Origin of the sequence: Arthrobacter sp. StoSoilB22, from assembly GCF_019977315.1 — a bacterium.
Classification (GTDB): domain Bacteria; phylum Actinomycetota; class Actinomycetes; order Actinomycetales; family Micrococcaceae; genus Arthrobacter.
Map to the genome: position 1 here is coordinate 1,281,524 of NZ_AP024652.1, position 26,244 is coordinate 1,307,767.

At 62.8% G+C, this 26,244-nt stretch carries 25 protein-coding genes and 1 tRNA gene; 16 read left to right on the forward strand and 10 right to left on the reverse strand.

Features of this window, described 5'->3' with window-relative positions:
• The first annotated feature begins 27 nt into the window (after window positions 1–27).
• The 8 genes from LDN70_RS06225 to LDN70_RS06260 all read left to right on the forward strand — a co-directional run bounded on the left by LDN70_RS06225 (window position 28) and on the right by LDN70_RS06260 (window position 8,330).
• Window positions 28–711, forward strand: coding sequence for a DUF501 domain-containing protein (locus LDN70_RS06225; RefSeq protein ID WP_223942070.1), 684 nt, complete (start codon window positions 28–30; stop codon window positions 709–711).
• Window positions 708–1,673, forward strand: a complete 966-nt coding sequence (locus LDN70_RS06230) for a Ppx/GppA phosphatase family protein (RefSeq protein ID WP_223942071.1) — start codon at window positions 708–710, stop codon at window positions 1,671–1,673. The genes LDN70_RS06225 and LDN70_RS06230 overlap by 4 nt, the downstream gene beginning before the upstream one ends.
• The gene (locus LDN70_RS06235) at window positions 1,670–3,076 is read left to right on the forward strand and encodes a S8 family serine peptidase (RefSeq protein WP_223942072.1); all 1,407 of its coding nucleotides are present in this window, start codon (window positions 1,670–1,672) and stop codon (window positions 3,074–3,076) included. Before LDN70_RS06230 ends, LDN70_RS06235 begins: the two co-directional genes overlap by 4 nt.
• A 38-nt stretch (window positions 3,077–3,114) precedes the next feature.
• Window positions 3,115–4,569 carry an NAD(P)/FAD-dependent oxidoreductase gene (locus LDN70_RS06240; protein WP_223942073.1) on the forward strand — a complete coding sequence of 485 codons (1,455 nt, stop codon included), beginning with the start codon at window positions 3,115–3,117 and terminating at the stop codon, window positions 4,567–4,569.
• 104 nt (window positions 4,570–4,673) lie between these two features.
• Complete coding sequence (locus LDN70_RS06245; RefSeq protein ID WP_223942074.1) at window positions 4,674–5,594, forward strand: N-acetyltransferase; 921 nt, start codon at window positions 4,674–4,676, stop codon at window positions 5,592–5,594.
• A 21-nt stretch (window positions 5,595–5,615) separates the two neighbouring features.
• Window positions 5,616–5,689: transfer RNA gene (locus LDN70_RS06250), tRNA-Leu, on the forward strand.
• Between the two features lie 223 nt (window positions 5,690–5,912).
• A complete protein-coding gene (locus LDN70_RS06255; RefSeq protein WP_142939898.1) occupies window positions 5,913–7,268 on the forward strand; it encodes an ABC transporter substrate-binding protein in 1,356 nt (451 codons plus the stop codon).
• A gap of 123 nt (window positions 7,269–7,391) precedes the next feature.
• Window positions 7,392–8,330, forward strand: coding sequence for a lipid kinase (locus LDN70_RS06260; RefSeq protein WP_142939897.1), 939 nt, complete (start codon window positions 7,392–7,394; stop codon window positions 8,328–8,330).
• 79 nt (window positions 8,331–8,409) lie between these two features.
• Here the strand turns inward: LDN70_RS06260 and LDN70_RS06265 are convergent, their stop codons facing one another.
• From LDN70_RS06265 to LDN70_RS06280, 4 genes are read right to left on the reverse strand one after another with little or no spacing between them, the layout of a single operon-like run.
• A complete protein-coding gene (locus LDN70_RS06265; RefSeq protein ID WP_017198706.1) occupies window positions 8,410–9,183 on the reverse strand; it encodes an ABC transporter ATP-binding protein in 774 nt (257 codons plus the stop codon).
• On the reverse strand, window positions 9,180–10,163 hold the full coding sequence (locus tag LDN70_RS06270; protein WP_142939896.1) for an ABC transporter ATP-binding protein: 984 nt from the start codon (window positions 10,161–10,163) through the stop codon (window positions 9,180–9,182). The genes LDN70_RS06265 and LDN70_RS06270 overlap by 4 nt, the downstream gene beginning before the upstream one ends.
• The gene (locus LDN70_RS06275; protein ID WP_142939895.1) at window positions 10,160–11,128 is read right to left on the reverse strand and encodes a branched-chain amino acid ABC transporter permease; all 969 of its coding nucleotides are present in this window, start codon (window positions 11,126–11,128) and stop codon (window positions 10,160–10,162) included. The genes LDN70_RS06270 and LDN70_RS06275 overlap by 4 nt, the downstream gene beginning before the upstream one ends.
• A 9-nt stretch (window positions 11,129–11,137) precedes the next feature.
• Complete coding sequence (locus LDN70_RS06280; RefSeq protein WP_142939894.1) at window positions 11,138–12,535, reverse strand: branched-chain amino acid ABC transporter permease; 1,398 nt, start codon at window positions 12,533–12,535, stop codon at window positions 11,138–11,140.
• 312 nt (window positions 12,536–12,847) lie between these two features.
• Here LDN70_RS06280 and LDN70_RS06285 point away from each other — a divergent pair, with 312 nt between their 5' ends.
• A complete protein-coding gene (locus tag LDN70_RS06285) occupies window positions 12,848–13,759 on the forward strand; it encodes a Bax inhibitor-1/YccA family protein (protein ID WP_142939893.1) in 912 nt (303 codons plus the stop codon).
• A 103-nt stretch (window positions 13,760–13,862) separates the two neighbouring features.
• Here the strand turns inward: LDN70_RS06285 and LDN70_RS06290 are convergent, their stop codons facing one another.
• From LDN70_RS06290 to galT, 3 genes are all read right to left on the reverse strand, one after another.
• Entirely contained in the window at window positions 13,863–15,101 is a 1,239-nt protein-coding gene (locus LDN70_RS06290) for an acetyl-CoA C-acetyltransferase (RefSeq protein WP_223942075.1), read from the reverse strand.
• A 63-nt stretch (window positions 15,102–15,164) separates the two neighbouring features.
• The gene (gene galK / locus LDN70_RS06295; RefSeq protein WP_223942076.1) at window positions 15,165–16,325 is read right to left on the reverse strand and encodes a galactokinase; all 1,161 of its coding nucleotides are present in this window, start codon (window positions 16,323–16,325) and stop codon (window positions 15,165–15,167) included.
• Window positions 16,322–17,470 (reverse strand): galactose-1-phosphate uridylyltransferase, encoded by a 1,149-nt coding sequence (gene galT / locus LDN70_RS06300; RefSeq protein WP_142939890.1) that lies wholly within the window; start codon window positions 17,468–17,470, stop codon window positions 16,322–16,324. The genes galK and galT overlap by 4 nt, the downstream gene beginning before the upstream one ends.
• 98 nt (window positions 17,471–17,568) lie before the next feature.
• Here galT and LDN70_RS06305 point away from each other — a divergent pair, with 98 nt between their 5' ends.
• From LDN70_RS06305 to LDN70_RS06320, 4 genes are all read left to right on the forward strand, one after another.
• Entirely contained in the window at window positions 17,569–18,519 is a 951-nt protein-coding gene (locus LDN70_RS06305) for an aldose 1-epimerase family protein (protein ID WP_223942077.1), read from the forward strand.
• 105 nt (window positions 18,520–18,624) lie between these two features.
• Complete coding sequence (locus tag LDN70_RS06310; protein WP_142939888.1) at window positions 18,625–19,905, forward strand: AI-2E family transporter; 1,281 nt, start codon at window positions 18,625–18,627, stop codon at window positions 19,903–19,905.
• Between the two features lie 3 nt (window positions 19,906–19,908).
• Window positions 19,909–21,147, forward strand: coding sequence for a threonine ammonia-lyase (ilvA, locus tag LDN70_RS06315; RefSeq protein ID WP_142939887.1), 1,239 nt, complete (start codon window positions 19,909–19,911; stop codon window positions 21,145–21,147).
• 14 nt (window positions 21,148–21,161) lie between these two features.
• Complete coding sequence (locus LDN70_RS06320) at window positions 21,162–21,779, forward strand: rhomboid family intramembrane serine protease (protein WP_142939886.1); 618 nt, start codon at window positions 21,162–21,164, stop codon at window positions 21,777–21,779.
• Window positions 21,780–21,932: 153 nt separating this feature from the next.
• On the opposite strand, the gene greA is transcribed toward LDN70_RS06320, so the two are convergent.
• On the reverse strand, window positions 21,933–22,427 hold the full coding sequence (gene greA / locus LDN70_RS06325) for a transcription elongation factor GreA (RefSeq protein ID WP_142939885.1): 495 nt from the start codon (window positions 22,425–22,427) through the stop codon (window positions 21,933–21,935).
• Between the two features lie 154 nt (window positions 22,428–22,581).
• A complete protein-coding gene (locus LDN70_RS06330) occupies window positions 22,582–23,040 on the reverse strand; it encodes a DUF4307 domain-containing protein (protein ID WP_223942078.1) in 459 nt (152 codons plus the stop codon).
• Window positions 23,041–23,113: 73 nt separating this feature from the next.
• Between LDN70_RS06330 and mca the strand changes: the two genes are divergently transcribed.
• Together mca and LDN70_RS06340 are read left to right on the forward strand one after the other, a co-directional pair.
• Window positions 23,114–24,019 carry a mycothiol conjugate amidase Mca gene (gene mca, locus LDN70_RS06335; RefSeq protein WP_223942079.1) on the forward strand — a complete coding sequence of 302 codons (906 nt, stop codon included), beginning with the start codon at window positions 23,114–23,116 and terminating at the stop codon, window positions 24,017–24,019.
• 106 nt (window positions 24,020–24,125) lie between these two features.
• Window positions 24,126–24,410: a hypothetical protein gene (locus tag LDN70_RS06340; RefSeq protein ID WP_166841444.1), complete on the forward strand. Its 285-nt coding sequence runs from the start codon at window positions 24,126–24,128 to the stop codon at window positions 24,408–24,410.
• 47 nt (window positions 24,411–24,457) lie between these two features.
• Here LDN70_RS06340 and trhA read toward each other — a convergent pair whose 3' ends face one another.
• The gene (gene trhA / locus LDN70_RS06345) at window positions 24,458–25,099 is read right to left on the reverse strand and encodes a PAQR family membrane homeostasis protein TrhA (RefSeq protein ID WP_223942080.1); all 642 of its coding nucleotides are present in this window, start codon (window positions 25,097–25,099) and stop codon (window positions 24,458–24,460) included.
• 150 nt (window positions 25,100–25,249) lie between these two features.
• Between trhA and LDN70_RS06350 the strand changes: the two genes are divergently transcribed.
• The gene (locus tag LDN70_RS06350; protein WP_223942606.1) at window positions 25,250–26,011 is read left to right on the forward strand and encodes an isoprenyl transferase; all 762 of its coding nucleotides are present in this window, start codon (window positions 25,250–25,252) and stop codon (window positions 26,009–26,011) included.
• The last annotated feature ends 233 nt before the right edge of the window (window positions 26,012–26,244 follow it).

Sequence of the window (26,244 nt, forward strand, 5' to 3'; positions counted from 1 at the left end):
AAAGGGGCAGGAAGGTTGGCAGCGCAAGTGGAACAGAACACGGCAGCCGTGCCGCATGAATCCCGCCAGCCATCAGCACACGATCTCGAGGTCCTGAGCCGCCAATTGGGCAGGCCGGTCCGCGACGTTGTGGAGATCCCGGCCAGGTGCGTCTGCGGGAACCCCTTGGTGGCGGCTACGGCTCCCAGGCTCAGCAACGGAACACCTTTCCCCACAACGTTCTACCTCACCCACCCCGTCATTACTTCCGCGGTGTCGCGGCTTGAAGCTGGTGGGCTGATGAACGAGATGAATGAGCGCTTGACCGCGGATCAGGAACTGGCCGGTGCCTACCGTGGCGCCCATGATGCTTACCTCCAGGCCCGCAACGAGATCGCCGGCCGCTCCGGCACCGGAGCGGTGCCGGAGATCGACGGCATTTCCGCGGGCGGCATGCCCACCCGCGTGAAATGCCTCCATGTCCTGGTGGGTCACTCGTTGGCTGCCGGACCGGGCGTCAACCCGCTGGGGGACGAGGCACTGGCCTCGATCACCGAGTGGTGGACCAAGGACCGCTGTTATTGCGATGGCGCCTGGGACACAGCCGGCGAGGCCCCTTCGCGGGACTTGAGCCGCCATGGTCCGCAAGGACTGCCGGACATCGTGGGGCGTCCCGCGCCCGTGCGGAAATCCAAGAGCGAATCCCACGGCGAGCAGGAAGGTACTGCATGAGCCGCGTTGCTGCCATTGACTGCGGAACCAACTCCATCCGCCTCCTCATTGCTGATGCTTCTGCGGCATCAGAGAACGCTGCGACGGGTCCCCTGACGGACGTCGTGCGTGAAATGCGGGTGGTCAGGCTGGGCCAAGGCGTCGATGCTACGGGTGAACTGGCCCCTGAGGCCCTGGAACGCACCTTCGCTGCGACACGTGACTACGCGGAACTCATCACGGAGCACGGTGCAGGGCGTATCCGCTTCGCAGCGACGTCCGCCACCCGTGACGCCCGCAACCGGCAGGTCTTTGTGGACGGCATACGGGAGCTCCTGGGCGTTGAGCCGGAGGTCATTTCCGGTGACGAGGAAGCTGCGCTGTCCTTCGCCGGGGCCAGCAGTGTTCTGCCGGCCACGGGGGCGGACCCAATCTTGGTGGTGGACCTCGGTGGCGGCAGCACTGAGTTCGTTCTGGGCGACTCCACTGGCGTCATCGCAGCACGCTCCGTGGACATCGGCTGCGTGCGGCTCACCGAACGTCACCTTCGCAGCGATCCGCCCACCGCTGCGCAAATCGCCGCAGCGGAGGCCGACGTCGATGCCGCGCTTGATCTTGCCGCGCAGACGGTACCGCTGGCCCGCGCCACGGCAGTGGTGGGCGTTGCCGGTTCCATCACCACCATCACCGCGCACGCGCTGGGCCTGGACGAATACCAGCCCAACCGGATCCACGGTGCGTCGCTGGACCTCGAAACCATCACCGATGCGTGCACCAACCTGCTGGAAATGACCCGGGACGAGCGCGCGGCGCTTCCCTACATGCATCCGGGCCGCGTGGAAGTTATCGGCGCCGGAGCGTTGGTGTGGCGCCGGATCCTGGACCGCTTGGCGACTGTCAGCCAAGGAGCCATCCAAGCGGCCGTCTCCAGCGAACATGACATCCTGGACGGCATCGCCCTGAGTATCCGGGACAGCCGATGACACAGCGGCACCGGCGCGCCCTGTCAGCTGCGCTTGCCACCATCCTGGCCGGTGCGACGCTGGCGGGTGCGCTGTTGTCGGCTCCGGCGGCCAACGCTGACGCGTGGCGGGACAAGGAGTACTGGCTCAAGGAATCTGGAGTCATCAACGCCTGGCAGGTGTCCAAGGGTGCTGGAGTCAAGGTAGCCATCATTGATAGCGGCGTTGACGGAAGCCACCCGGACCTCAAGGGAGTTGTGGTCGGGGGAACGGACGTCTCCAATGCCGGGGCTCCGAACGGACAAAAAAGCATCGGCGCCAACACCGAGCACGGCACATTGGTGGCCACCATGCTGGCCGGGCGGGGCCACACAACACCCACGCCGCCCCCGTCGCCCTCAGCGTCCGCTTCGGCGTCACCAGCCCCACCGCCTCCGCCGCCAACCACTCCGCCTGCCGGGGGACCGGACGGCATCACCGGGGTTGCGCCCGAAGCGGAGATTCTGGCCATCTCAACCTGGCTGGGTTCACCCAACCCCGGCGGCAAGACAGACCAGGAGCAGATACCGGAGGCCGTCCGCTGGGCCGTGGACAACGGTGCCAAGGTCATCAACATTTCCCTGGGCAGTACCTCGCCGGATTGGCCGCAGAGCTGGGATGCAGCGTTCCTTTACGCGGAGCAGAAGGACGTGGTGATTGTTGCCGCCGCCGGAAACCGCGTTGGAGGCAATATTCAAGTTGGCGCCCCGGCCACCATTCCTGGTGTCCTCACCGTGGCAGGCCTTGATGGCGAGGGCCGCGCCAGCGTTGACTCCTCGTCCCAGGGCATCAGCATTGGAGTGGCTGCCCCGGCCGAAAAGCTGGTGGGCGGCATCCCCGGAGGTTCCTATGCCGAGTGGGCTGGGACGTCCGGAGCGGCCCCCATCGTGTCGGGTGTGGCGGCACTGATCCGTTCCAAGTGGCCGGAAATGAGCGCTACCCAGGTCATCAACAGGATCGTCAGCACTGCCAAGGACGCCGGCGCTCCCGGCAAGGACCCAATTTACGGCTACGGCATCCTTAACGCCGAAGCCGCGTTGAAGAATGACGTACCCGTCACCAGCACTAACCCGCTGGGTTCCATCGGGGACTGGATCCGCGTCCACCGGCGTGGTGTCTTCAGCGAGCCCGAGCCGGCGCCCGTGGCAAGCCCCACCAGTGCCGCACCCACGCTGGCCGATCCGACTGTTCCCGTAGCGAAGACGCCGGCCACCATGGACGACGCCCTTCCTGCCGCCGTCGTGCTTGGTTTTGGCGCCCTGTTCATTGCCTTGGTCTCAGGTGCGGCGATCCAGTTGCGAAGGGTCTCAAAGAACCCGCCCGCAGTGCCCGAAGAGGCCGAAACGGGTGCCCTTGTAAAGGTGGATCCACCCACCCGGACGTAGTTAGTGAAGATTTTCACAAAGTGCTGTACTCTGGAATCATGGCAACCACCCCAGAGCTCATTGACCGTCCCCGGGTTCTCGTCGTCGGCGGCGGTTACGTCGGCCTGTACGTAGCACTCAAACTGCAGAAGAAGATCGCGAACGCAGGCGGAATCGTCACCGTCGTTGATCCACTGCCGTACATGACCTACCAGCCCTTCCTTCCGGAAGTTGCCGGCGGCAACATCGAGGCACGCCACGCCGTCGTCTCCCACCGTCAGCACCTCAAGCAGACTGAGCTCATCCAGGGCCGCGTCACCAGCATCGACCACGCAAACCGCACCGCGGTGATCGCCCCCTCCGATGGCGGCGAAAACTTCGAGATCCCGTACTTCGACGTCGTGATCGCAGCCGGCGCCATCACCCGCACGTTCCCCATCAAGGGCCTTGCGGACAAGGGCATCGGCCTGAAGACCATCGAAGAAGCCGTTGCACTGCGCAACAAGGTGCTGGAGCGTATTGAATCCGCCTCCACCATGACTGACCCCGCAGAACGCGCCAAGGCACTGACCTTCGTAGTTGTCGGTGGCGGTTTTGCCGGCATCGAATGCCTCACCGAAATGGAAGACCTCGCCCGCGCAGCTGTGCGGAACAACCCGCGCATCCGCCAGGAGGAAGTCCGCTTCATCCTGGTCGAAGCCATGGGCCGCATCATGCCCGAGGTCACCGCTTCGCAGGCCGAATGGGTTGTGGAGCACCTCCGCAGCCGCGGCATCGAAGTACTCCTGAACACTTCCCTGGACAGCGCTGAGGGCAACCTCAAGCTGATCAACCTCCCGGACAAGACCTCTGCCGGCGAAGTTGAAGCAGACACCCTGGTGTGGGCTGCCGGTGTGCAGGCCAACCCGATGATCCGTTCCACCGACTTCCCGCTGGAACCGCGTGGCCGCGTTCGCGTCCTCCCGGACCTCCGCATCGCCGGCGATGAAGGCATTGTGGAGAACGCCTGGGCCGCCGGCGACATCGCCGCCGTTCCGGACCTCACGGGCAAGGGCCTGCCGGACGGCACCTGCGTCCCCAACGCCCAGCACGCACTTCGTCAGGCAAAGAAGCTCGCAAAGAACCTCTGGGCTTCCCGCTGGGACAAGCCGCTGCACGACTACAAGCACAAGAACCTCGGTGCCGTAGCCGGATTCGGCGAGTGGAAGGGTGTTGCCAACATCAACCTGCTCGGCCGCATCGGCCTCAAGGGCGGCCTCGCCTGGCTGGCACACCGTGGTTACCACGGCATGGCCATGCCCACGGTGGAGCGCAAGTTCCGTGTGATCTTCGGTTGGATCCTGGCCTTCTTCGCAGGCCGCGACACCACGCAGCTGATGGACCTGGACAACCCGCGCGGTGCCTTCGTGGCTGCGGCTACTCCGGCTCCCAAGCCCGCTGCCGCTCCGGCACCGGTTGAAGCCAAGCCGGTTGCCGAGGAAGTCAAGACTCCGGTAACTGCTGACGCCAAGTAGTACACGCTCGACGGCGGCCGTCCCCTTGAGGGGGCGGCCGCCGTCGGCGTTAACCGTCTGCGTTTTGAGAAGTGCCACTGCACGGCTGCCCCTAGACTGTCTTCATGTCCGGTGAAACCGATCTGAAGATCCTCCTGGAATCCCTTCATCCCGTAGCCCGTGACGGCGAGTACGTGTACGCCCTGTGGCCGCACGGCCGGCCCTTGGAGGGCGGCATCGAAGCGGCCGTTCGGGAGGCTGAGGGCCTGACTGTTGTCCTTCACCGCGACGAAGCGGATTCGTTGGGCCTTAGCTACGATTTCGTGGCCACCTGGATCACATTGCAGGTCCATTCGGCACTGGAGGCCGTGGGCCTGACCGCAGCGGTCAGCGCGGCGCTGACGCACGCGGGCATCAGCTGCAATGTCCTTGCCGGGTTTCACCACGATCACCTCCTGGTGCCATCGGCGGACGCGGGCAGGGCCATGGATGTGCTGAGGCTTCTGGCACGCGGCCTGGTCCTGCGCTCCGAACAGCCCGAGGACCGGGCCGAGATCCTGGAACTCACTGCGCGTGCCTTTTCCGTCTCACCGGTGACCGGCCAACCTGTTGAAGGTACGCCCATTGAGGTGGGGCTCCTTAAGGAGCTCTTTGAGTGCAGCGAATACATTCCGGACCTCAGCATCGTAGCTGAGATGGGTGGGGAAATAGTGGGGCACGCCATCAGCACCAGGGGCTGGGTGGACCAGCTGGAGCTCCTTGCACTGGGCCCTATAGGCGTGCTTCCACCGTTCCAGCGGCGTGGAGTGGGTTCTGCGTTGATGCGCGAAACGGCGGCACGCGCCACGGCCTTTGGAGAGCCCGGGATCGCTTTGCTTGGCAGTCCACTTTATTACCCGCGTTTCGGCTATGTTCCGGCTACGTCGTTAGGCGTTGAACCGCCCGAGGCTGCGTGGGGAGACCACTTCCAGTTGTTGGCCCTTCCGGGGTGGCCCGACGACGCCAGCGGCACCTTCCGCTACGCCGCGCCATTCAACAGGCTCTAGCTGAGATACCATGGTCCGGGCGCCCCAGTAGCCCAATTGGCAGAGGCAGCGGACTTAAAATCCGCGTGTTGTGGGTTCGAGTCCCACCTGGGGCACAGCGGCAAGGTGAGAGCTCTTTCTCCCTTCCAGTGCATCGTTCTTCTCCTCAGCGCATTTTCCCAGCCACCTCGGAGATTCCCCACAGGCAACGAGTGTTATAGGGATGTGACCTGAATCACTTATGTTCCGGGGGTAATTGCACTAGTTTGAGTCCTAATCAGGAACACCTGAGTAATCGCATCAAAGGCAGTTCGCACCTTTCGATCGAGGAGACAACGCATGTTTGATCTTTCCCCAGCGGCGCCCCGAGCCGCCAAGCTAACAGCGCTTGGCATTGGGGTCGCTCTCTTGGCCACAGCTTGTGGTGGGTCTTCGACGCCCACCCAGACTGGGTCTTCTTCCGCCGCCGCGGCAGGTATCGCCTGCCCGGCACCGAGCGGCGGGGCGGGAGCCGGCAACAGCCAGGCTGCCACCAACACGGGACCAGTACCTCCCTCGACCACAACGACGGCTACGCCGCTTAAGCTTGGATCGCTCCTGCCGACAACGGGGTCGCTGGCGTTCCTTGGCCCGCCCGAAATTGCCGGCGTCAACCTCGGTATCAAGGAAGTCAACGACGCCGGTGGCGTTCTGGGTGCGCCGGTGGAAGTAACCCACCGCGACTCCGGCGACACCAAGACGGACATCGCCACGCAGTCCACCACGGCCCTGCTGGGCCAAGGTGTGAGCGCAGTGATCGGTGCGGCCTCGTCAGGCGTTTCCAAGACGGTCATCAACCAGATCACCGGTGCCGGCGTCATCCACTTCTCTCCGGCAAACACCTCGCCTGACTTCACCACATGGGATGACAAGGGCCTCTACTGGCGCACCGCACCCTCCGATGTGCTCCAGGGCAAGGTCCTGGGCAACTACATGGCCACCTGTGGCGCCCAGACCGTTGGCATGATCGTTCTCAACGACGCTTACGGAACCGGCCTGCAGAAGAACGTCAAGGAAGCCTTCGAGGCAGCCGGCGGCAAGGTTGTTGCTGAAGAGCTCTTCAACGAGGGCGATTCGCAGTTCAGCAGCCAGGTGGACAAGGTCCTCGCAGCCAAGCCGGATGCAATCGCACTGATTACCTTCGACCAAGCCAAGAGCATCGTCCCGCTGATGACCGGCAAGGGCGTCAAGCCCACGCAGCTGTTCATGGTTGACGGCAACACCTCGGACTACAGCAAGGACTTCCAAGCCGGAACCATGAAGGGCGCACAGGGAACCATCCCCGGTACGTTCGCCAAGGACGACTTCAAGAAGAAGCTCCTCGCAATCGATCCCGCGCTGAAGGATTACAGCTACGCAGGTGAGTCCTACGACGCCGTGAACCTGATCGCGCTGGCCTCTGAGGCAGCCAAGAGCACCAAGGGCACGGACATCGCAGCCAAGCTCAAGGAAGTCTCTGAAGGTGGCGAGAAGTGCACGAACTTCCCGTCCTGTGTCACCTTGCTCCGCGAGGGCAAGGATATTGACTACGACGGACAGTCCGGTCCGGTAACCTTCTCCGATGCCGGTGACCCCACCGAGGCATACATCGGTATCTACGAATACCAGGACGACAACACCTACAAGCCGGTCCGCGAAGAGTTCGGCAAGCTCTAAGCTGAACGCCAACTAGGCCGCTTTTAGCGACGGGCCCCCTTCCTCATCAGGAAGGGGGCCCGTTGTGCGTCTCCCCAAGCTTCAATAAGGCTTTCACACAGGCGGTGGACCTACCATGTCCACATGAAGCTAACCCGGGAAGCCCGCTCCATCGCGGTGGTCATCAATACCGGTTCACGCAAAGGCTCTGCTGCCCGGGAGCTGGTGGTCCGGAGCCTGGACGCGGCAGGGCTTCCGGTTTCGGCCATGTATACGGTGGACGAGGCCGGGGACCTCAACCGGACTTTGGAACGGGCGGTCACTGGAGGGCATGACCTTGTGGTGGTGGGGGGAGGAGACGGAACGGTTGCTTCCGCCGCAGGACTGGTGGCGGGTACGGACGTGGCGTTGGGTGTGCTTCCACTGGGTACCGCCAACGATCTTGCCCGGACGCTGGAGATCCCCAAGGACCTGGGTGAGGCCTGCAAAGCCCTCGCCGAGGGAAAAATAGTGGACATAGACCTCGGCCGGGCTAATGGGCAGCCCTTCCTTAACGTGGCTTCAGCCGGCCTGTCCGTAGCCGTTACCCAAGCCCTCAGTCCGCGTCTCAAGCGGCTCATTGGACCCATGGCCTACGGAGTGGCTACGGTGCGCTCCTATGCCAAGCACAAGCCATTCCACGCCCGTCTGGAGTTCCCGGAGGGGGACCATCAGCCTGTGGAGCTGGAGAACCTGTTGCAGGTGGCTGTAGGGAACGGACGCTACTACGGCGGCGGCAATGCAGTTTCTCCCACCGCAGGGATTGATGACCACACCCTGGACATCTACGCAATCCTGATGGCTCCCCTGCGTGAGCAAGCAAAAATCGCTCGCTCGCTCAAGAACGGCAAATTTGTGGAGAACGAGCGAGTGCACCATGTCACCAGCCAAAGGGTCAGGCTGGTGACCACCCCGCCACTGCCGGTGAACCTCGACGGCGAGATCACCACCGGGACACCCACCGACTTCACTGTTCAACGCAACGCGGTGCATGTGGTGGTGCCGAAGGACAGCACCAGCGCCACATTTGAGGGACGCCCCTGAGCTTTCCTGAACGTCCCTGGACGTGCCGAAGGCCCGGCTCCGGAGCGACACCGGAACCAGGCCTTCGGGACTGACGCAGCTAGACCTCGTCCGCCAGGGTACCCAAGTAAAGCTGGATGACCTTGGGGTCCTTCATGAGCTCGCGCCCCGTACCGGTGTACGCGTCCTTGCCCTGGTCCAGGACGTATCCGCGGTCACAAATCTGCAAACAACGGCGGGCATTCTGTTCCACCATGATCACTGAAACACCGGCGCGGTTGATCTCGTGGACACGCAGGAAGGTCTCGTCCTGTTTGACGGGGGAGAGGCCTGCCGACGGCTCGTCAAGCAGCAGCACGGCCGGGTCCATCATTAGTGCCCTGCCCATGGCCACCATCTGGCGCTCACCACCGGACAAGGACCCTGCACGCTGGGCGCGCCGCTTTCCCAGTTCAGGGAAGAGGCTGGTCACAAAGTCGAAGCGTTCGGAGAAGTCCTTGGGCCGTTGGAACATGCCCATTTGCAGGTTCTCTTCAATGGTCAGCGTGGCAAAAACATTGTTGGTTTGCGGCACGAAGCCCACGCCCTGGGTAACCAGCTTGTTGGCCTTCAACCCGGTGAGGTCCTGGCCCCGGACCACCACTGTGCCGGAGTGGACCTTCACCAAACCGAACATGGCTTTCAGGAGCGTGGACTTACCGGCGCCGTTAGGCCCGATGATGCCAATGAGCTCGCCCTTGCGGGCCTCAATGCTGCAACCGTTGAGGATGTTGACGCCGGGAATGTAACCGGCCACGAGATTAGTGACCTTGACGACGGAATCACCGGCCGGGGCGGCCGCCGAGGCGGGCATTTCGCTGATGCTGCTGCTCATTTCCCGTCCTCCTTCTTGGTTTCTTCGATTTCGGACAGGATGCCTGCATCTTCGGTTCCCACCACGGACTCTTCGTCAGCTTCCAGTTCAGCCTCGAGTTCCTTGATGCCTTCGGCGTCGCCCAGGTCCACATCGTGGTGCGCACCAAGGTAGGCATCGATGACAGCGGGGTTCTTCATGACCTCGCCCGGAGGTCCTTCGGCAACAACCTTGCCTTCGGCCATGACCACTACCCAGTCGGCGATGTGGCGGACCATGTTCATGTCGTGCTCGACGAACAGAACGGTCATGCCCTCCGCCTTGAGGTTCTTGATGTGGTCCAGCAACGACTGCGTCAGGGCCGGGTTCACGCCGGCCATGGGCTCATCGAGCATCACCAGTTTGGGCTTGACCATCAAGGAACGCGCCATCTCCAGGAGCTTCCGCTGGCCACCGGAGAGGGATGCTGCGTAGTCGTCCTTCTTGGCGTCCAATTTGAACTTTTCCAGCAGCAGGTTGGCTTGGGCCGTAATTTCCTTTTCGCGTCCACCCCACATGCCCTTGAACAGGGCTTTGGAGAGTCGCTCGCCGGGCTGGTTCGCCGCGCCGAGCCGCATGTTCTCCATAACGGTCAGCTTGCCCATCACCTTGGTCAGCTGGAAGGTGCGGACCATGCCCATGCGGGCCACCTTGTAAGAGGAGACCCCTGCCAGGCTGTTGCCTTCAAACTGCCACTTACCTGTATTGGGAGTGTCAAAGCCAGTGAGCAGGTTGAACAGCGTGGTCTTCCCTGCGCCATTGGGACCGATCAAAGCGGTGATCTTGTGGCGCGGGATCTCGAGGTATTCAACGTCCACGGCGTTGATGCCGCCGAAGGAACGGGTGACGTCCTCAGCCACCACAATGGGATCGCGCTTCTTGCAGCCGGGGGTGTTTTCCCCGACGGCGATAGGCCGCGAATCGGTCATGTAGTCAATGTTGTTTTCGTTGGTCTCACTCATGCGAAAGCAAGCTCCTTCTTATTGCCGAAGACGCCTTGCGGGCGGAAGATCATCAGCAGCATCAGCGCAACACCCACCAGGATGTAGCGCAACTGGCCAGCCTGGACGGTGGTCAGCCAGGTAATGATTCCTGATTCGATGAGGCCGTAGAGCAAGCTCTGCGTCAGTGAGAGCACAACCCAGAAGATCATGGCTCCAATAACCGGCCCCAGGACAGTGGCCATGCCGCCGAGCAGGAGGCAGGTCCACAGGAAGAATGTCAGTTCCGTGCCGTAGTTGGACGGTTGGACGGCACCGCGGGGGAGCGTGAAGATCATGCCCGCCAAGGCGCCCAGCACGCCACCAATGACCAGGGCCTGCATCTTGTAGGCGTAGACGTTTTTGCCCAGGGAGCGGACGGCGTTCTCGTCCTCGCGGATGCCCTTTAGGACACGGCCCCATGGGCTGCGCATGAGGAGCCACACCAGGACGCAGCACACAATGACCAGTCCCCAACCCACCACGCGGATAAAGAAGTCGCGGTTGTTCATGCCCATATAGGAACCCTCGGGGAAGGGGTTCATGGCATAGAAGGTGTTCTCGAACGCTGCCAGGCCGTTGGCGGAGCCTGTGACGCTGGTGAGCTGATTGGTGGTGACTACGTAGCGGACAATTTCTGCCGCTGCAATGGTGACAATGGCCAGGTAGTCCGCCCTGAGCCGCAGAGTAGGTATACCCAGGATGAACGCGAAGATGACCGAGCAGAGAATAGAAATGATCAATGCCAGGAAGAACGGTGCGTCGAACGTCAGGGTGGAAATGGCGAAACCGTAGGCACCCACGGCCATGAAGCCGGCTTGGCCGAAGTTCAACAGCCCTGAGTAGCCAAAGTGCACCGCGAGGCCCAGAGCGGCAAGTGCGTAAGCCGCCGTCGTTGGGCTGAACAATTCGCCAAGGGCGCTGGAGAGAATAAATCCGAAGTCCATGGCCCGCTCCTAACCCACACGCTCACGCCGGCCGAGGATACCCTGCGGTCGGAACAGAAGAACAACAATCATGATGAACAGCGCACCGACGTACTTGAGGTCGGCGGGCAGGCCGAACACGGTAGTCAGTTCCACGAAGATACCTACGACGATGGAGCCGATCAGGGCGCCGAAGACGGTTCCCAAACCACCCAGCGTCACGCCGGCGAAGATGAGTAGCAGGATCTGCGAGCCCATGTCGAAGGTGACACCTGGACGGTAGTACGCCCACAGGATGCCGCCGAGGGAAGCGAGGACGCCGCCCACAATCCAGACAATGCGGATCACAGAGTCAACGTCGATGCCGGAGGCAGCTGCCAGTGCGGGGTTGTCCGCTACGGCGCGGGTCGCCTTGCCGAGGCGGGTCTTGAGCAGGACGATGCCGATCAAGGCGATCACCACGGCACTGATAATCAGGGACCACAGATTATTCGGAGAAATGGAAACAGGTCCGATTTGGATCTCAGCACTCTGCGCGCCGGGCAGCTGTTGTGTTGCGCCGCCGAAGAAGAACTGAATGACGTAGCGAATTGCCAGTGCCAGGCCGATGCTGACGATCATCATAGGGACCAGGCCGGAGCCACGCTTCCTCAAGGGCCGCCAAAGCCCTGCGTCCTGGACGTATCCGAAGAGACCGCCGCCCACCAGGGCAAGCAGGATCGCCAGCCAGAAGGGAAGCCCGAAGGCATTGAACATGAACACCAGTACCGCGCCCAGCGTCACCATCTCACCGTGGGCGAAGTTGGTCAGGCCGGTGGTTCCGAAGATCAGGGAAAGGCCAACTGAGGCGAGTGCAAGGAGGAGGCCAAAGCTAAGACCCGCAACGAGGCGATTGAGGAGGTTTTGGCCGAAGTCCTGTTGCTGCACCACAATGCCCTCGCCAAAGGCGAAGATCACCGACAAGTTGGATGTTTGGCTGAAGGTGACATCACGGGGATTGTCCTGTCCCTCGGCCAGTGCGATTCCCTCCGGCAACGTGGAGGTATCCAGCTCAATGGTGTAAGTACCTTGGACGGGAACGCCGATGGTCCAGGCTCCGTTTGCACCGGAGGTGGCTTCACCTTCGAATCCGTTGCCCGTGGCTTTGATCTTGACTCCGGATATGGGGGCCCGGGCATCGTCGCGGAGGAACCCGCTGATGTTGTTTTGGAACGACGTCGGTGACGGCGAAGGCGAGGGGGTGGTTGCCTGTGCCGAAGGGGCGGCGATCAACAGAGCGGTGATGAGGGCTGCGAACAGCGCCCCCACAACTCTCTGCAGTCCCTTGGACCGTCTCATGGACGGGTCGCGCAGTGTGCTTCTCAAAATGGAAACCTCCACAGTGGGGGTGGTCCCGGCTGCGCCATTGCAGCCGGTGCGAACGGTCATGGGGCTTGTGAATTGTTCTTGCCTAGCTGCCTCGTTTGTGATCTAAGTCACCCATGTGTGGCCTATGTTACCGCCCGGTGGAGGCAATAAACGCCCAGTTCGGGGCTGGGAAGATCGCGATCAGATAACAACTGTGAAGCTATAGGCAACTTGTGATGCACCAATGCTCGCAAACCTCCGGGAGCAGCCGCTGGTCCTTTTCTTGTCACGGTTGAGTTTCGTCTGGGTGAACAAGGGAACTTTCCCTGCCGCGCGCACGTGGTAATTGGTACCGTGAATTATCACTAGCCCTTTTTCAGGAGGACACCCGCAATGGCACTTGGCGGAAACCCAGTCTTCAACGGAAAGAATTTCCGTGGAGCAAAGCAGGCCCCGCCTGTACCGCAGAACCCGTACGGCCAGCAGTTCAACCAAGCACCCGGCCGTGCACCGAGCCAGGTCATGGACGGCCACGCAGCATGGTCCGCCCAGCAGCAGAACATGACCAACGAGCAGCTGCAGCAGATGTACAACCAGCCTGCTGCAGGCCCGGCCGACACCGGCCGCATGACCTATGACGACGTCATCATGAAGACCGTCGCCTGCCTCGTTGTGCTGATCATCGGTGCCGGCGTCACTCTCTTCGTTGCTCCCGGCCTCTCCACCATGCTGATGATCGTTGGTGCACTGGGCGGCTTCGTCCTTGCCCTGGTCAACACCTTCAAGAAGCAGCCTTCACCGGCCCTGATCCTCGCCTATGCCGGCCTTGAAGGCCTGTTCCTGGGCGGACTTACCCGAGTCCTGGATGGCATGTACCCCGGTGTCGGCCTTCAGGCTGTCATCGGTACGCTGGCAGTTTTCGGCGTCACCCTGGTGCTCTTCAAGAGCGGCAAGGTCCGCGCCACCCCCAAGATGGTGCGCTTCTTCATGATCGCCACTATCGGTTACGCGGTCTTCGCACTGATCAACCTGGTGATGTCGTGGACCGGTGTTGTGCAGGAGCCCTTCGGTCTGCGCACAAGCGTTGAGTTCTTCGGCATCCCGCTGGGCGTTTTCATCGGTATCCTGGCCATCGGCCTGGCCGCATTCTCGCTGATCATGGACTTCACCAGCATCGAGGAAGGCGTCCGTGCAGGCGCCCCGGAGCGGTACTCCTGGGTTGCGGCATTCGGCCTGACGGTCACCTTGGTGTGGCTCTACGTTGAAATCATCCGCCTGCTGGCAATCCTTCGAGGCGACGACTAGTTACCAACAGCTCCAACGCGAAATGCCCCCGAAGAGTCTTCGGGGGCATTTTTGTGTCGCTGAGGGGTCAGATCCAACCACTCGCCACCTGAAGACCTGTCGGCTAGCTCAAGCGCTCAAAAACCACGGCCATGCCCTGGCCTCCGCCCACGCACAGTGTGGCCAGGCCCAGGGTTCCGTCGCGTTCTTTGAGCCCATTGAGGAGCGTGCTGGTCATTCGGGCCCCGGTCATGCCGAAGGGATGGCCCAAAGCGATGGCGCCACCATGGACGTTCAGCTTCGATGGATCAATTCCCAACTCTCGGGCACTCGCCACCACCTGCACGGCGAAGGCTTCGTTGAGCTCCACGAGGTCGATGTCGTCCATGGTCAGTCCTGCCAGGGCAAGGGCCCGCCGGGTCGATTCCACGGGACCCATGCCCATAAGCTCCGGGGAGAGAGCGCTGACGCCGGTTGACACCACCCGCGCCAGCGGTTGCAGGCCCAATTCGCGGGCGCGCGCGTCACTCATGACCACCACAGCCGCGGCACCGTCGTTCAGGGGGCAGGCATTACCTGCAGTCACGGTCCCCTCCGTACGGAACACAGGCTGTAACGCGGAGACGGCGTCCAAGGTGACCCCGGCCCGGGGTGAGTCATCCCGTTCCACCACAATTCCGTCCTTGCGCGTGTAGGGCGTGATGTCCCGGGCATAAAACCCTGAGGCAATGGCGGCTTCGGCACGATTCTGGCTCAGGACACCCCACTCGTCCTGCTCGGCCCGGCTGATTCCATAGCTTGTGGCCACGTTTTCGGCGGTCTGGCCCATGGAGATATAGATATCGGGTAGCCGCCCGCCGAGACGCGGGTCGGTCCACGGGATGTTGGAGGCCGCGCGCGCCGCAGTACGCTGGGCCGCTGCCTCGAAAAGAGGGTTGTGGTTAGAGGAATCCGTTTCGCCGGCCCCTGCCCAGTTCTGGTACCTGGACACACTCTCCACCCCGGCGGACACGATCGCGTGCGCCTCCCCGGATTTGATGGCATGGAAGCCCATCCGCAGGGTTTGCAGGCTGGAGGCACAGAAGCGGTTGATAGTTGCTGCGGGTACGCGGTCCAAACCCGCCAGGACGGCAACCACCCGTGCCATGTTGGATCCGGCCTCACCGCTGGGTTCAGCGCAGCCCAGCAGGATGTCGTCCAGGCCCTGCCCGTCCTCGGCGGCGGGATCGAAGCCCGGAACCTTTGCGAGGGCGGCCTGCACCATGGCGGCGGCCAGGTCATCCGGACGTTCGTCTTTGAGGGAACCCTTGAAGGCCCGGCCAATAGGGCTTCTGGCAGTAGCAACGATGACAGCCTCAGTCATGGCCCCAGCTTACGCCCGGCATCCGCTGGGACGCCGGGCGCTAGCACGGTGGAACTGAACGCGTCAGGCGAGGCGCAGGGCGCCTTCTGCCGGGGTAACGGTGAAGATGTCAGGTGCGGTGAAGCCCGCCTCCGCGAAAGAACGCACGACGGCGTCGCGAACCTGCTGCTCTTGGCCCACCGGAGTCAGTGCGATGGCTGATCCGCCAAAGCCGCCGCCGGTCATGCGTGCACCGATGGCGCCGTTGGCCCGGGATGTGTCCACGGCGAGGTCGAGTTCCGGGCATGAGATCTCAAAATCGTCGCGCATGGAGACATGGCTGGCATCCAGCAGTGCACCAATCGCGGCAGGGCCCTGGGAGTCCAGGGTTTCCACTGTCTGAAGTACGCGATCATTTTCGGTGACCACGTGGCGGACTCTCCGGAGGGTCGTCTCGTCCAGCAACCCGGAGGCTTCCTCCAAACGCTCCATGCCGACGTCGCGCAGTGCCTTGACGCCAAGGATCTCGGCACCCAACTCGCAGGACGCGCGCCGGGAGGCGTAACCGCCGTCGGCGTGTGAATGCGACACCTTGGTGTCAATGACCAACAGGACCAGGCCGGACGCTTCTGCGTCGAACCGGACCAGCTCCACATGCTGGTCGCGGCAGTCCAGGAAAACGGCGTGCCCCTTGGCGCCACGCAGGGAAGCCGACTGGTCCATGATGCCCGTAGGCGCGCCTACGAACACATTTTCGGCGCGCTGGGTAACGAGCACCAGGTCTTCGGCAGCCAGACCGGCGCCAGTCAACTCGTTGAGGGCCGAGATGACGGCGCACTCGATTGCGTGGGAGGAAGACAAACCAGCGCCGGAGGGAACATCGGAGTCGAGCAGGAGGTCAAAGCCAGGCACCGTGACGCCACGTTCCTTGAGCGCCCAAGCGACGCCGAGGGGGTAGCGTGACCACCCTTCACCTGACCCGGGTTCCGAGTCCGCCAGGTCGGCTTCCACGATTCCGTGGCCGCCGAAGGTGGACAGCATGCGCACCTTCGAGTCGTCTCGGACGCGCAAGGCCACCTTTGCTGTCTTGTCGATAGCGAAGGGCAGCACAAAGCCCTCGTTGTAGTCCGTATGTTCGCCGATGAGGTTAACCCGTCCCGGTGCCTGCCACACGCCGTCGGCAGCTGCGCCGAACGTTTCCTGGAAGCGGGCGGCGAGGACGCTGGTCTCGGTAGTGGTGGTCATGCTCGTGTGCCTTCCAGAGTCATAGTCGAAGGTTGTGCGGCGACGCTACGCAGCCGTTCCGCCACTGCCTCGGGGGTGGTGTCGTTGATGAACGCGCCCATGGCGGCCTCGGAACCGGCCAGGTACTTCAGCTTATCGGCAGCACGGCGGGGAGAGGTGAGCTGCAAGTGCAGTTGGCCTGCAGGGCGAAGGGCAGGGTCCAAGGGTGCCTGGTGCCAGGCAGAGATGTACGGCATGGGGGTGGGGTAGAGGGCGTCGAGCCGCTTCAACAGGTCCAAGTAGACGTGCGAGAGCTCATCGCGTTCTTCGCCCGTCAACGCGGCAAGATCCGGGACGCTGCGGTGCGGAACGAGGTGGACTTCCAAAGGCCAGCGCGCAGCGAACGGCACATAGGCGCTGAAGTGCTTGGCCTCCAGGACCATGCGGCTGCCGTCCTCACGTTCGGCCTTGAGGAGGGAGGCCCCGAGCGTTTCCTTCGCGTCGACGTCGTCGTAGTACTTTCGCGCTACCGCACCGAGCTGGGCGGCGCGGGGGGTCACGTAGGGGTAAGCGTAAATTTGGCCGTGCGGGTGGTGCAAGGTGACGCCGATGTCCGCGCCGCGGTTCTCGAACGGGAACACCTGCTTGATGCCGGGGAGGGCGCTCAGAGTTTCAGTGCGTTGGGCCCACGCTTCGATGACCGTACGCGCACGTGTTTCGCCCAGTTCAGCGAAGGAGCCGGTGTGCTGAGGTGTGAAGGCGACAACCTCGCAGCGGCCGTACGCCGGGCCCTTGAGGCTGTGGCCGGAGTGCCCGGGTGCAGGAAGCGGGGGGATATCACCCACGGCCGGACCCAATGAAGGGAAGCGGTTCTCGAACACCACCACGTCATAGTCCGATGCCGGGATTTCCGAAGGGTTAGCAGCCGTGGTGGGGCAGATGGGGCACTGATCAGCAGGGGGAAGGTGCGTACGGGTTTGGCGGTGGGCAGCTACCGCCACCCAGTCACCGGACAAAGCGTCGTAGCGCACCTCGCCTGGCTCGCCACGGGCAGGAAGCTCGCGGTGGTCCACCAGGGAATCCGGTGTTCGCTCCGGCGTTCCGGGGTCGTCGAAGTAGATCAGCTCTCGGCTGTCCGCGAGGCGGGTGCTGGTGATGCGGCTCATAGGTTCAGTATTTCACAAGTGACCAAAAACGCATAGTTTCTAACAAAAGCTAACATTCATCTCGCCGTGAAGGTCAGGCAATGCAGTACGGTATTGCCATGTCTGTCTCCCCGTCGCCAGCCGATAACGCCCATCAGTCCGAGTCCCGCCGCTTCGCCACGGGCCGACAGTTCGAGCTCCGCCGGGGCGATGCTCTCGCCGTCATTACCGAGCTCGCCGCCGGCCTGCGACTCTACTCCCGTGGCGGCGTCGAGCTGACTGAAAGCTACGGCGACGACCACATTGCCCCCGGTGCCACGGGTATCACCCTGGCGCCGTGGGCCAACAGGGTAGAGGACGGGATCTGGTACCTGGACGGCAAGAAGCAGCAACTGGACATCACCGAGGCCTCACGCAACAACGCCAGCCACGGACTCTTGCGCAACACCGGGTACGTGCTGGTGGACGAATCCGAGTTCTTCGTGACGCTGGAAGCCACAGTATTTCCCCAGCACGGCTACCCGTTCCTGGTGCGGCACAAGGTGCGCTACGAACTGGACCAGAACCTTGATCTCCGCGTCTCCCAGACGCTGATCAACGATTCCCAAAGCAATGCCCCCTTCGTCTTGGGCGCGCACCCGTACCTGCGGATCGGCGATGTAGCCCCCGAGGACCTGGTCCTGACCGTCCGGGCTGCCACCCGGCTGGTGGCGGACGAGCGCCTCATTCCGCGCAGCACCGCGCCTGCGGACGGTGAGTACGACCTCTCCGGTGGTGCCCGAGTAGGCGGCCTGCTGGTGGACGTCGCCTTGACTGACCTGGCGTTCGACGGCGGCTCGGCGCGCCATACGCTGACCGCACCGGATGGCCGCAGTGTGAGCCTGGAGCAGGACGAAAACTGCCAGTATGTTCACGTCTTCGTCACCGACACCTTCCCGGGCCGTTCCAAAGCCGTTGCCCTTGAACCCATGACCGGGCCGGCCAACGCCTTCAACAGCGGTGATGGCCTCCGCTGGTTGGCACCCGGCGAGGCATTCACCATGCGTTGGGGAATCGCAGCATCCCTATAGCTCCCTGGACTCGGAAAAGCCTGGGAATGGCTCCGACGGGCTTGGAAATGTCCCGGAAGTGAGAGCCGGTTTCCCTTACGGCGCGCCCTGCGGAATTATGGGTTCATGACGCCAACACCGGACGCCAAAACACGTTCTGACCGCCAAATTGCCGAAGACATCCCGTATGGGGTGCGCATTGCAGCAGCCTGGTCCTGGCGGGCCGGTCTGATCCTGCTCATGATCGGCGCCCTTGTCTGGCTGCTGGGTAAAGTTAGCTTCCTCATTATCCCGGTGATGGTTGCTGCGCTGTTGGCCGGCTTGCTGCACCCGGTAGTGAAGTGGCTGCGCAACCGCAAGGTACCCAACGGGGGAGCGGTTGCCATCACAGTGCTGGGCTTCATTGGCGTGATCGGCGGTGCCCTCGCGCTGGTTGGCAGGCAACTGGTGACAGGCTTTGGTGCCCTCTGGCAGGAGGCGCTGGCAGGCATCCAGCAGATTCAGACGTGGTTGGCCGATGGGCCGCTGCACCTGACCGCAGACCAGATTGACCAGTACATTTCCGACGGCGCGGACGCTCTCCAGAACAACAGCAGCAGCATCCTCAGCGGTGCGTTGTCCTTCGGCAGCACCGCCGGTCACTTCGCGGCCGGTCTTGTCCTTGCACTGTTCATACTTATCTTCTTCCTCCTGGAGGGACCCCGGATCTGGGCCTTCATGGTCCGGCTCCTGCCCAGGAGCGCACGGAGGGCCACTGACGGCGCCGGGCGCCGGGGCTGGACGTCCATGGTCAGCTACGTGCGTATTCAAATGTTCGTCGCGTTCGTGGATGCTGTGGGCATCGGCGTCGGCGCAGCCATCATCCAGGTCCCGTTGGCCCTGCCCTTGGCGGTGCTGGTGTTCATCGGCTCGTTCATTCCGGTGGTGGGTGCCTTGGTGACCGGTGCCATCGCGGTCCTGCTCGCCCTCGTGGCCAACGGGCCCATCAACGCACTGATCATGCTGGCAATCGTGCTGGTGGTGCAGCAGCTTGAAAGCCACATCCTGCAGCCCCTGGTGATGGGCAAGGCCGTGGCACTTCATCCGGTGGCAGTGATCCTCTCAGTTGCCGCCGGATCGTACCTGGCCGGTATCCCCGGAGCCCTGTTCGCGGTTCCGTTGCTCGCCGTAGTAAACACGGCAGTTCGCTACATTGCGGGCCGGACGTGGGAACATGATGAAGGATTGGGCGGTGTGGAACTCCAGCCGGCTGCCGCTTCGGCGGGGCCGGACAGTGATGCCAACTTCAAGGAGGTCCACCTCCCACGGCCCGAATCGCGCCTCGCCAAAGGCGTCACCGGCAAGACCAAGGCTTCGGGGAGCGCCTCTGTTGAGGAGCCTCAAGCCGACACCAACAAAGGAGAATAGTCAGTGAATACCCTCGAAACCCTGCCCGTCACGCTGGACGATGTCCTCAAGGCGCAGGAGCTCCTCGAGGGCATTATTACCAAGACTCCTGTGGAGTCGTCCCGTGCGCTGGGCAGCCTCGTGGGCGGCAACGTCTTTTTCAAGTGTGAGAACCTGCAGCGCGCAGGCTCCTTCAAGGTTCGCGGCGCCTACGTGCGCATGGCGCGCCTGACGGACGAGGAAAAGAAGCGCGGCGTCGTGGCGGCCTCAGCCGGTAACCACGCCCAAGGTGTAGCAGTGGCGGCCAAGAGCCTGGGCATCAATGCCCGCATTTACATGCCCCTGGGTGTGGCCCTGCCCAAGCTGGCGGCCACCAGGAGCCACGGCGCCGAGGTGGTCCTGCACGGCCACAACGTGGATGAGGCCTTGGCGGAAGCGCAACGCTACGCCAACGAGACAGGCGCAGTGTTTGTCCACCCCTTTGACAACGTGGATGTTGTTGCCGGACAGGGCACCATCGGGCTCGAAATCCTGGACCAGATCCCCAACGTAGACACCATCCTCATGGGTGTTGGCGGCGGCGGGCTGCTGGCAGGCGTAGCTGTGGCCATCAAGGCCAGGGCCAAGGAACTTGGCCGCGAGATCAGGGTGATCGGCGTACAAGCAGAAAACGCCGCCGCCTACCCGCCCTCACTTGCCGCCGATGCCCTGGTGCCACTGAAAAAGGTCACCACCATGGCCGACGGCATTGCGGTAGGACGTCCGGGGCAACTGCCCTTCAGCATCATCCGCGAGCTTGTTGACGACGTAGTCACCGTGAGCGAGGACTCGCTCGCCCGTGCCCTGATCTTCCTCCTCGAGCGCGCCAAGATGGTGGTGGAGCCAGCCGGGGCGGTCGGAGTAGCCGCACTGATGGACGGCAAGATCGACAACCCGGGGAACACCGCCGTCGTGCTTTCCGGCGGCAACATCGATCCCATGCTCATGCTCAAAGTCATCCAGCGCGGTCTCTCGGCCGCAGGCCGTTTCATGACGGTCCGCATGATGCTCGATGACCGGCCGGGTTCGTTGGCCACCATAGCCCGCATCATCGCTGAAAACGATGCCAACGTCACCGGCCTGGACCACACCCGTTTGGGTGGTTCCATCAGCATGGGGGACGTCTCCATCACTATCAACCTGGAAACCAAAGGCCACGAACACGGCGAGCAGGTTCTCGGTGCACTGCGGGCCGAGGGCTTCCAGCCGATCGTGGTGCACTGACGGAAGGGGCGCCCATGGTGCTTGGAATGCCTGAGGAATCAAAGGAAGAGGCGCGCGAATCTTTGGCCGGGCGGGCGAAAGGCGGCCTGCTCTTTATGGGCGGCTTCGTTGTCCTGCTCTACGTCATAGAGATCCTCAATACCTTGATGCGCCACGGACTGAACTCCACCTTTGGTCTGCGCTCCCGCTCCATTGACGGGGTACTGGACATCCTGACCTTTCCGCTGCTGCACGCCAACTTTAACCACCTGTTGTCCAACACGCTGCCGCTGATCATCTTCGGCTTCCTGGTGTTCCTGTCCGGCATCCGCGTGTTCATCACGGCGTTGGCATTCAGCTGGCTCGGGTCAGGGCTGGCGGTGTGGCTGATCGGCGGGGGAGGGGTGACCGTGGGGGCATCCGGACTGGTGTTCGGGTTCTTCGCGTTCTTGCTGGTGCGTGGATTCTTCAACCGCAGCTGGTGGCAAATCCTGCTCTCCGTGGTGCTGTTCATGGCCTACGGCAGCATCCTCTTCGGCGTGCTTCCCACGGTCATGGGTTACATCTCCTGGCAGGCGCACCTCGGCGGGGCAATAGGCGGCGTCGTTGCTGCTATCCTGCTGCGTCCCAAGCCCAAGCCCGCCGTACTCTAACCCAACCGCCACTAACCCAACCGCCCCCACCCGTGTGCCCCTACTCAGTTGGGTGAGCGCACGACGACCAGTTGGGTGAGCACACGAAAAACGCCGGCCCGCCCCGAAAAGGGGTGGGCCGGCGTCGTGTTTTCAGGCCGGGTGAGCCGCCGCTTAGCCTGCGTACGGCTTGGCCGAAACGATCTCCACCGGAATTTCCTTACCGTTGGGAGCGATGTAGCTGAGCTTGTCGCCCTCCTTGTGTCCGATGATCGCTGCGCCCAGGGGCGATTTCTCGCTGAAGACGTCAATGTCCGAGTCACCGGCGATTTCACGCGAACCCAAAAGGAACTTCTCTTCGTCACCGGCGATGCGGGCAATAACCAGCATGCCGGGCTCAACGATTCCGTCATCTGCCGGGGCCTCGCCCACATGGGCGTCGCGCAGAAGGGCGGTGAGCTGGCGGATACGTGCCTCGATCTTGCCCTGCTCCTCTTTGGCTGCGTGGTAGCCGCCGTTTTCCTTGAGGTCGCCTTCCTGGCGGGCAGCTTCGATCTTCTGGACAATATCCGCCCGGCCAGCGCCGGAAAGGTGGTCCAGCTCAGCCGTCAAGCGATCGAATGCTTCCTGGGTGAGCCAAGCTGCAGTGGCGCTGTTGGTGGTAGACACGGATTTCTCCTCTAGATCTGACAATGCAAAAAGACCCCGCCGAGGTGGCCACTCGTGATACTCAGTAACCAACTTAACGGGGTGAAGGTTTCATCCATTGTAGTAAATCCTTTGGACGAACCCAAACCGGTTGAGTCCTGGCTCACACGAGATGCTATTTGCCGCTGTCCTCGATCCAGCAGTTGTCCACCACTCCCGAGACGGCCGGGGACTCGGTCCTTAGGACAGTTCGCTGCGCGGTGGTGCTGCCGCCGTCGGGATCATCCTGGGGATCGTTGGGCCCGATTTCCACTACCTTCCAGCCCACCACCGCGAACTTCGAATCCAAGGCCTTGATGGCACATTTGGCTGTAGCTCCGGGGTACTTTGTGACCTGGTAATCAACCTCTGCCTGGGTGTCGTCCACCGTGCTGTACCCAATGTCCTTGAACGTGACCGGGGCCTGCGCGGAGCCCGTTGCCACGTAGGCGGCGAACCCAATCCCCAGGACCAAGGCGGCGATGACGATGTTCCGCTTGGTCTTGCGCGTCATGGCGCGCTTTTGACCGCCGTAACGATTGGCTAGGCTGGAGCTTGCCGGTACTCGGGTGGCCGATAGGTCCTCTGAAGTCACCCATCCAGTTTAGTGCCGATCCCGGCGCCCCATCACCGCCCCCAAGCTCGATCCATGAAAGAGGAGCCGTCACGTGACAGCGTCCAGCAGTTCCGACCAGCAGCTCCGGCTGCTCGCCGTCCACGCCCACCCGGACGATGAGTCCAGCAAGGGCGCTGCAACCATGGCGATGTACGCCGCTGCCGGAGTGGACGTCATGGTTGCCACCTGCACGGATGGCTCGCGCGGAGACATCCAGAACCCCGCCATGGAAGAGGCCCCCCACCCCAAGCGGGACATGGCCGGCGCCCGTCGCATCGAGATGGCAAACGCAGCCGCCGTACTGGGAATCCAGCAGCGTTGGCTGGGCTTTGTGGACTCGGGCCTTCCCGAAGGTGACCCCCTCCCGCCGCTGCCGCCCGGTTGCTTTGCCTTGCAGCCGCTGGAGCGCGCCACTGCGCCCTTGGTGCGGCTGGTGCGTAACTTCAAGCCGCACGTCATCCTCAGCTATGACGAAAACGGTGGTTACCCGCACCCGGACCACATCATGGCCCACAAGGTTGCCGTGGAAGCTTTTGAGGCCGCTGGCGATGCCGGGCGCTATCCCGGCGTGGGTGAGCCATGGGCGCCCAGCAAGCTCTACTACGACCGCGCCTTCAGCCCGGATCGGTTCCGTGCGCTGCATTTTGCGTTGGAAGCAGCGGGCCTGCAATCTCCCTACGCCGAGCGGCTGGCTGCGTGGCTGGAAACCGACGCAGAAGGCCACACTGCACCGGAGGCAGGGCACCGGACCACCACCCAGGTTGAATGCGGTGATTTCTTTGAGGCCCGGGATGACGCTCTCCGTGCACACAGGACCCAGATCGACCCCCTCGGCTTCTTCTTCGCAGTGTCACCGGATCTGCAGCGGTCGACGTGGCCATGGGAGGACTACACCCTGATCAAGTCCCGGGTCCCTTCAGAGCTGCCGGAAAAGGACCTGTTCGCGGGGATAAGATAGGAAAGCCGGTAGTTTCTATCGCTCGTAGAAATTACTGTGTGACCAGCCGGCTTACCGGCCACGCGCTGCCAGTCGGCACGCATCAGCTCCCATAGAAGGTTTGAAAGTGCATCACTTGATTCTTGCCCTGACCGTCACTCCGTCGCCTGATCCCACGGGCACGCTGCGGCCTGGCCTGTCCGAGGATCAGGTGACGCCCGGTACGTGGGGCTTCGTCCTCACGGCCTTCATTGTGATTCTGACCACGTTTTTGATTGTGGACATGGTTCGCAGGATTCGGCGGGTCCGCTACCGCGCACAGGTTGAGGAAGCGCGCCTGGCTGCCGAAGCTGGAGACGACGCCGGCAGCTCGGCTGAGGAGAGCGGCGAAAGCGGCCCTCGAGGCCGCTGAATCCGGCTCCAGGGGACTGAAGCAGCGAGCCAGGGCGCGCAGCAGGCCTAGCTCAGCACTGCCATCATGATCGCCACGAAGTGCGCGGCGAATGCCAGCACCGTGAAGGCATGGAAGAGCTCGTGGAAGCCGAAGTGCCGGGCACTGAAGTTCGGTCTCTTGATGGCGTAAAAGACAGCGCCGGCAATGTACAGCGCGCCGCCCACGCAAATGAGAATCGCTGCAGGGGCGTTGGCAGTGAAGAACTGGGGCAGATAGAACAAAGCTCCGCAGCCCAAGGCAATATAGACCGGAACATAGAGCCAGCGGGGAGCGTGCGTCCACAGAATGCGGAAGAGAACGCCAACTATGGCTCCGGACCACACCAGCCACAGCAGGGTCACGGCCTGTGAGCGTTCCAGGAGGGACCACGCTAGAGGCGTGTAGCTACCAGCGATCACCAGCATGATGTTGGTGTGGTCCAGTCGCTTGAGCAGCATCCGGACCTTGGGTGACCAGTTTCCGCGGTGGTAAACGGCGCTGACGCCAAACAGCAGAAAGCCCGTCAACGCGTAAATGGCTGACGTGATCTTGCGGTCCGGGGTAGGGGCGACGGTCACCAGGATTATCCCTGCAGCGAGTGCGAAGGGAGCGGCGACGGCGTGGATCCAGCCACGCCAAAGGGGCTTGGTTTCGAGGATCTCAGCCATGGGACAAGAATAACTTACGTTTCGGTAAGTTACCCACTGGTAACAAAGAGCGGGCCGAATTTGACTGGCGACTGCACCGGGGCGGCAGCTGGGGACGGTAGCCTTGGATGTGCGCCGTCGTCGTACAAGTAAGGAAGTCAGGTGAGTCCGGTGGAGCTGCCCGGTTTCCTCTATGGCTTCTACGAGCGCAAGCTACTGCGTTCCCTCAAGCAAGACAGAATCCCGCGGCATATCGGCGTCATGGTGGATGGAAACCGTCGGTGGGCCCGGCAGTTCAATGCGCCCACCAGCCAAGGACACCAGGCTGGGGCCGACAAGATCCACGAGTTCCTCGGCTGGTGCCAGGAACTCGGCGTCAAGGTAGTCACCCTCTACATGCTCTCCACGGACAACATGAGCCGCTCCGGCGAAGAACTGGACCTGCTCATGGGCATCATCGCCAACACCATGGACCGCCTTGACGAAGACGAAGACGTCTCCGTCCACGCCATGGGCGCACCGGAACTCCTCCCGGATTACCTGGCCGAGCGCCTCAACAAACTCACCGCCCGCACCCCCGTCCACGAAAAAATCCACGTGAACGTGGCCGTGGGCTACGGCGGCCGCCGCGAAATCGTCGACGCCGTACGCGAACTCCTGCACGACGCCGACGCCAAAGGACGCAGCATGTCCGACGTCGCAAATGACCTTTCGGTGGACGACATCTCCAGGTTCCTCTACACCCGCGGCCAACCCGATCCGGACCTCGTGATCCGAACCTCAGGCGAGCAGCGGCTCTCAGGCTTCCTCATGTGGCAAAGCGCCTACAGCGAGTTTTACTTCTGCGAAGCTCTCTGGCCGGCCTTCCGGAAGGTCGATTTTCTCCGTGCGCTCAGGGACTATGCCGGGCGCCAGCGGCGGTTCGGCGCGTAAGCGACCCCGGTTTACCAAAATTTAACGAGTCGGACATGCGACTTGCCGGGCGTGGATTGCGGAAATGAATGTGCTGAGGATTACGTTAATCCCATCAGCAGGCAAAACCGCCCGCTGATCGGGGAGGCCAGTATATGGAGCGGACTATCGCACCAGTTACATGGGAGGCCACGCCCGGCCTTCCGGCCGAGCCGCTTCACCATTAGGCCGGGCGAACTGCCCGGGGCTGGAGT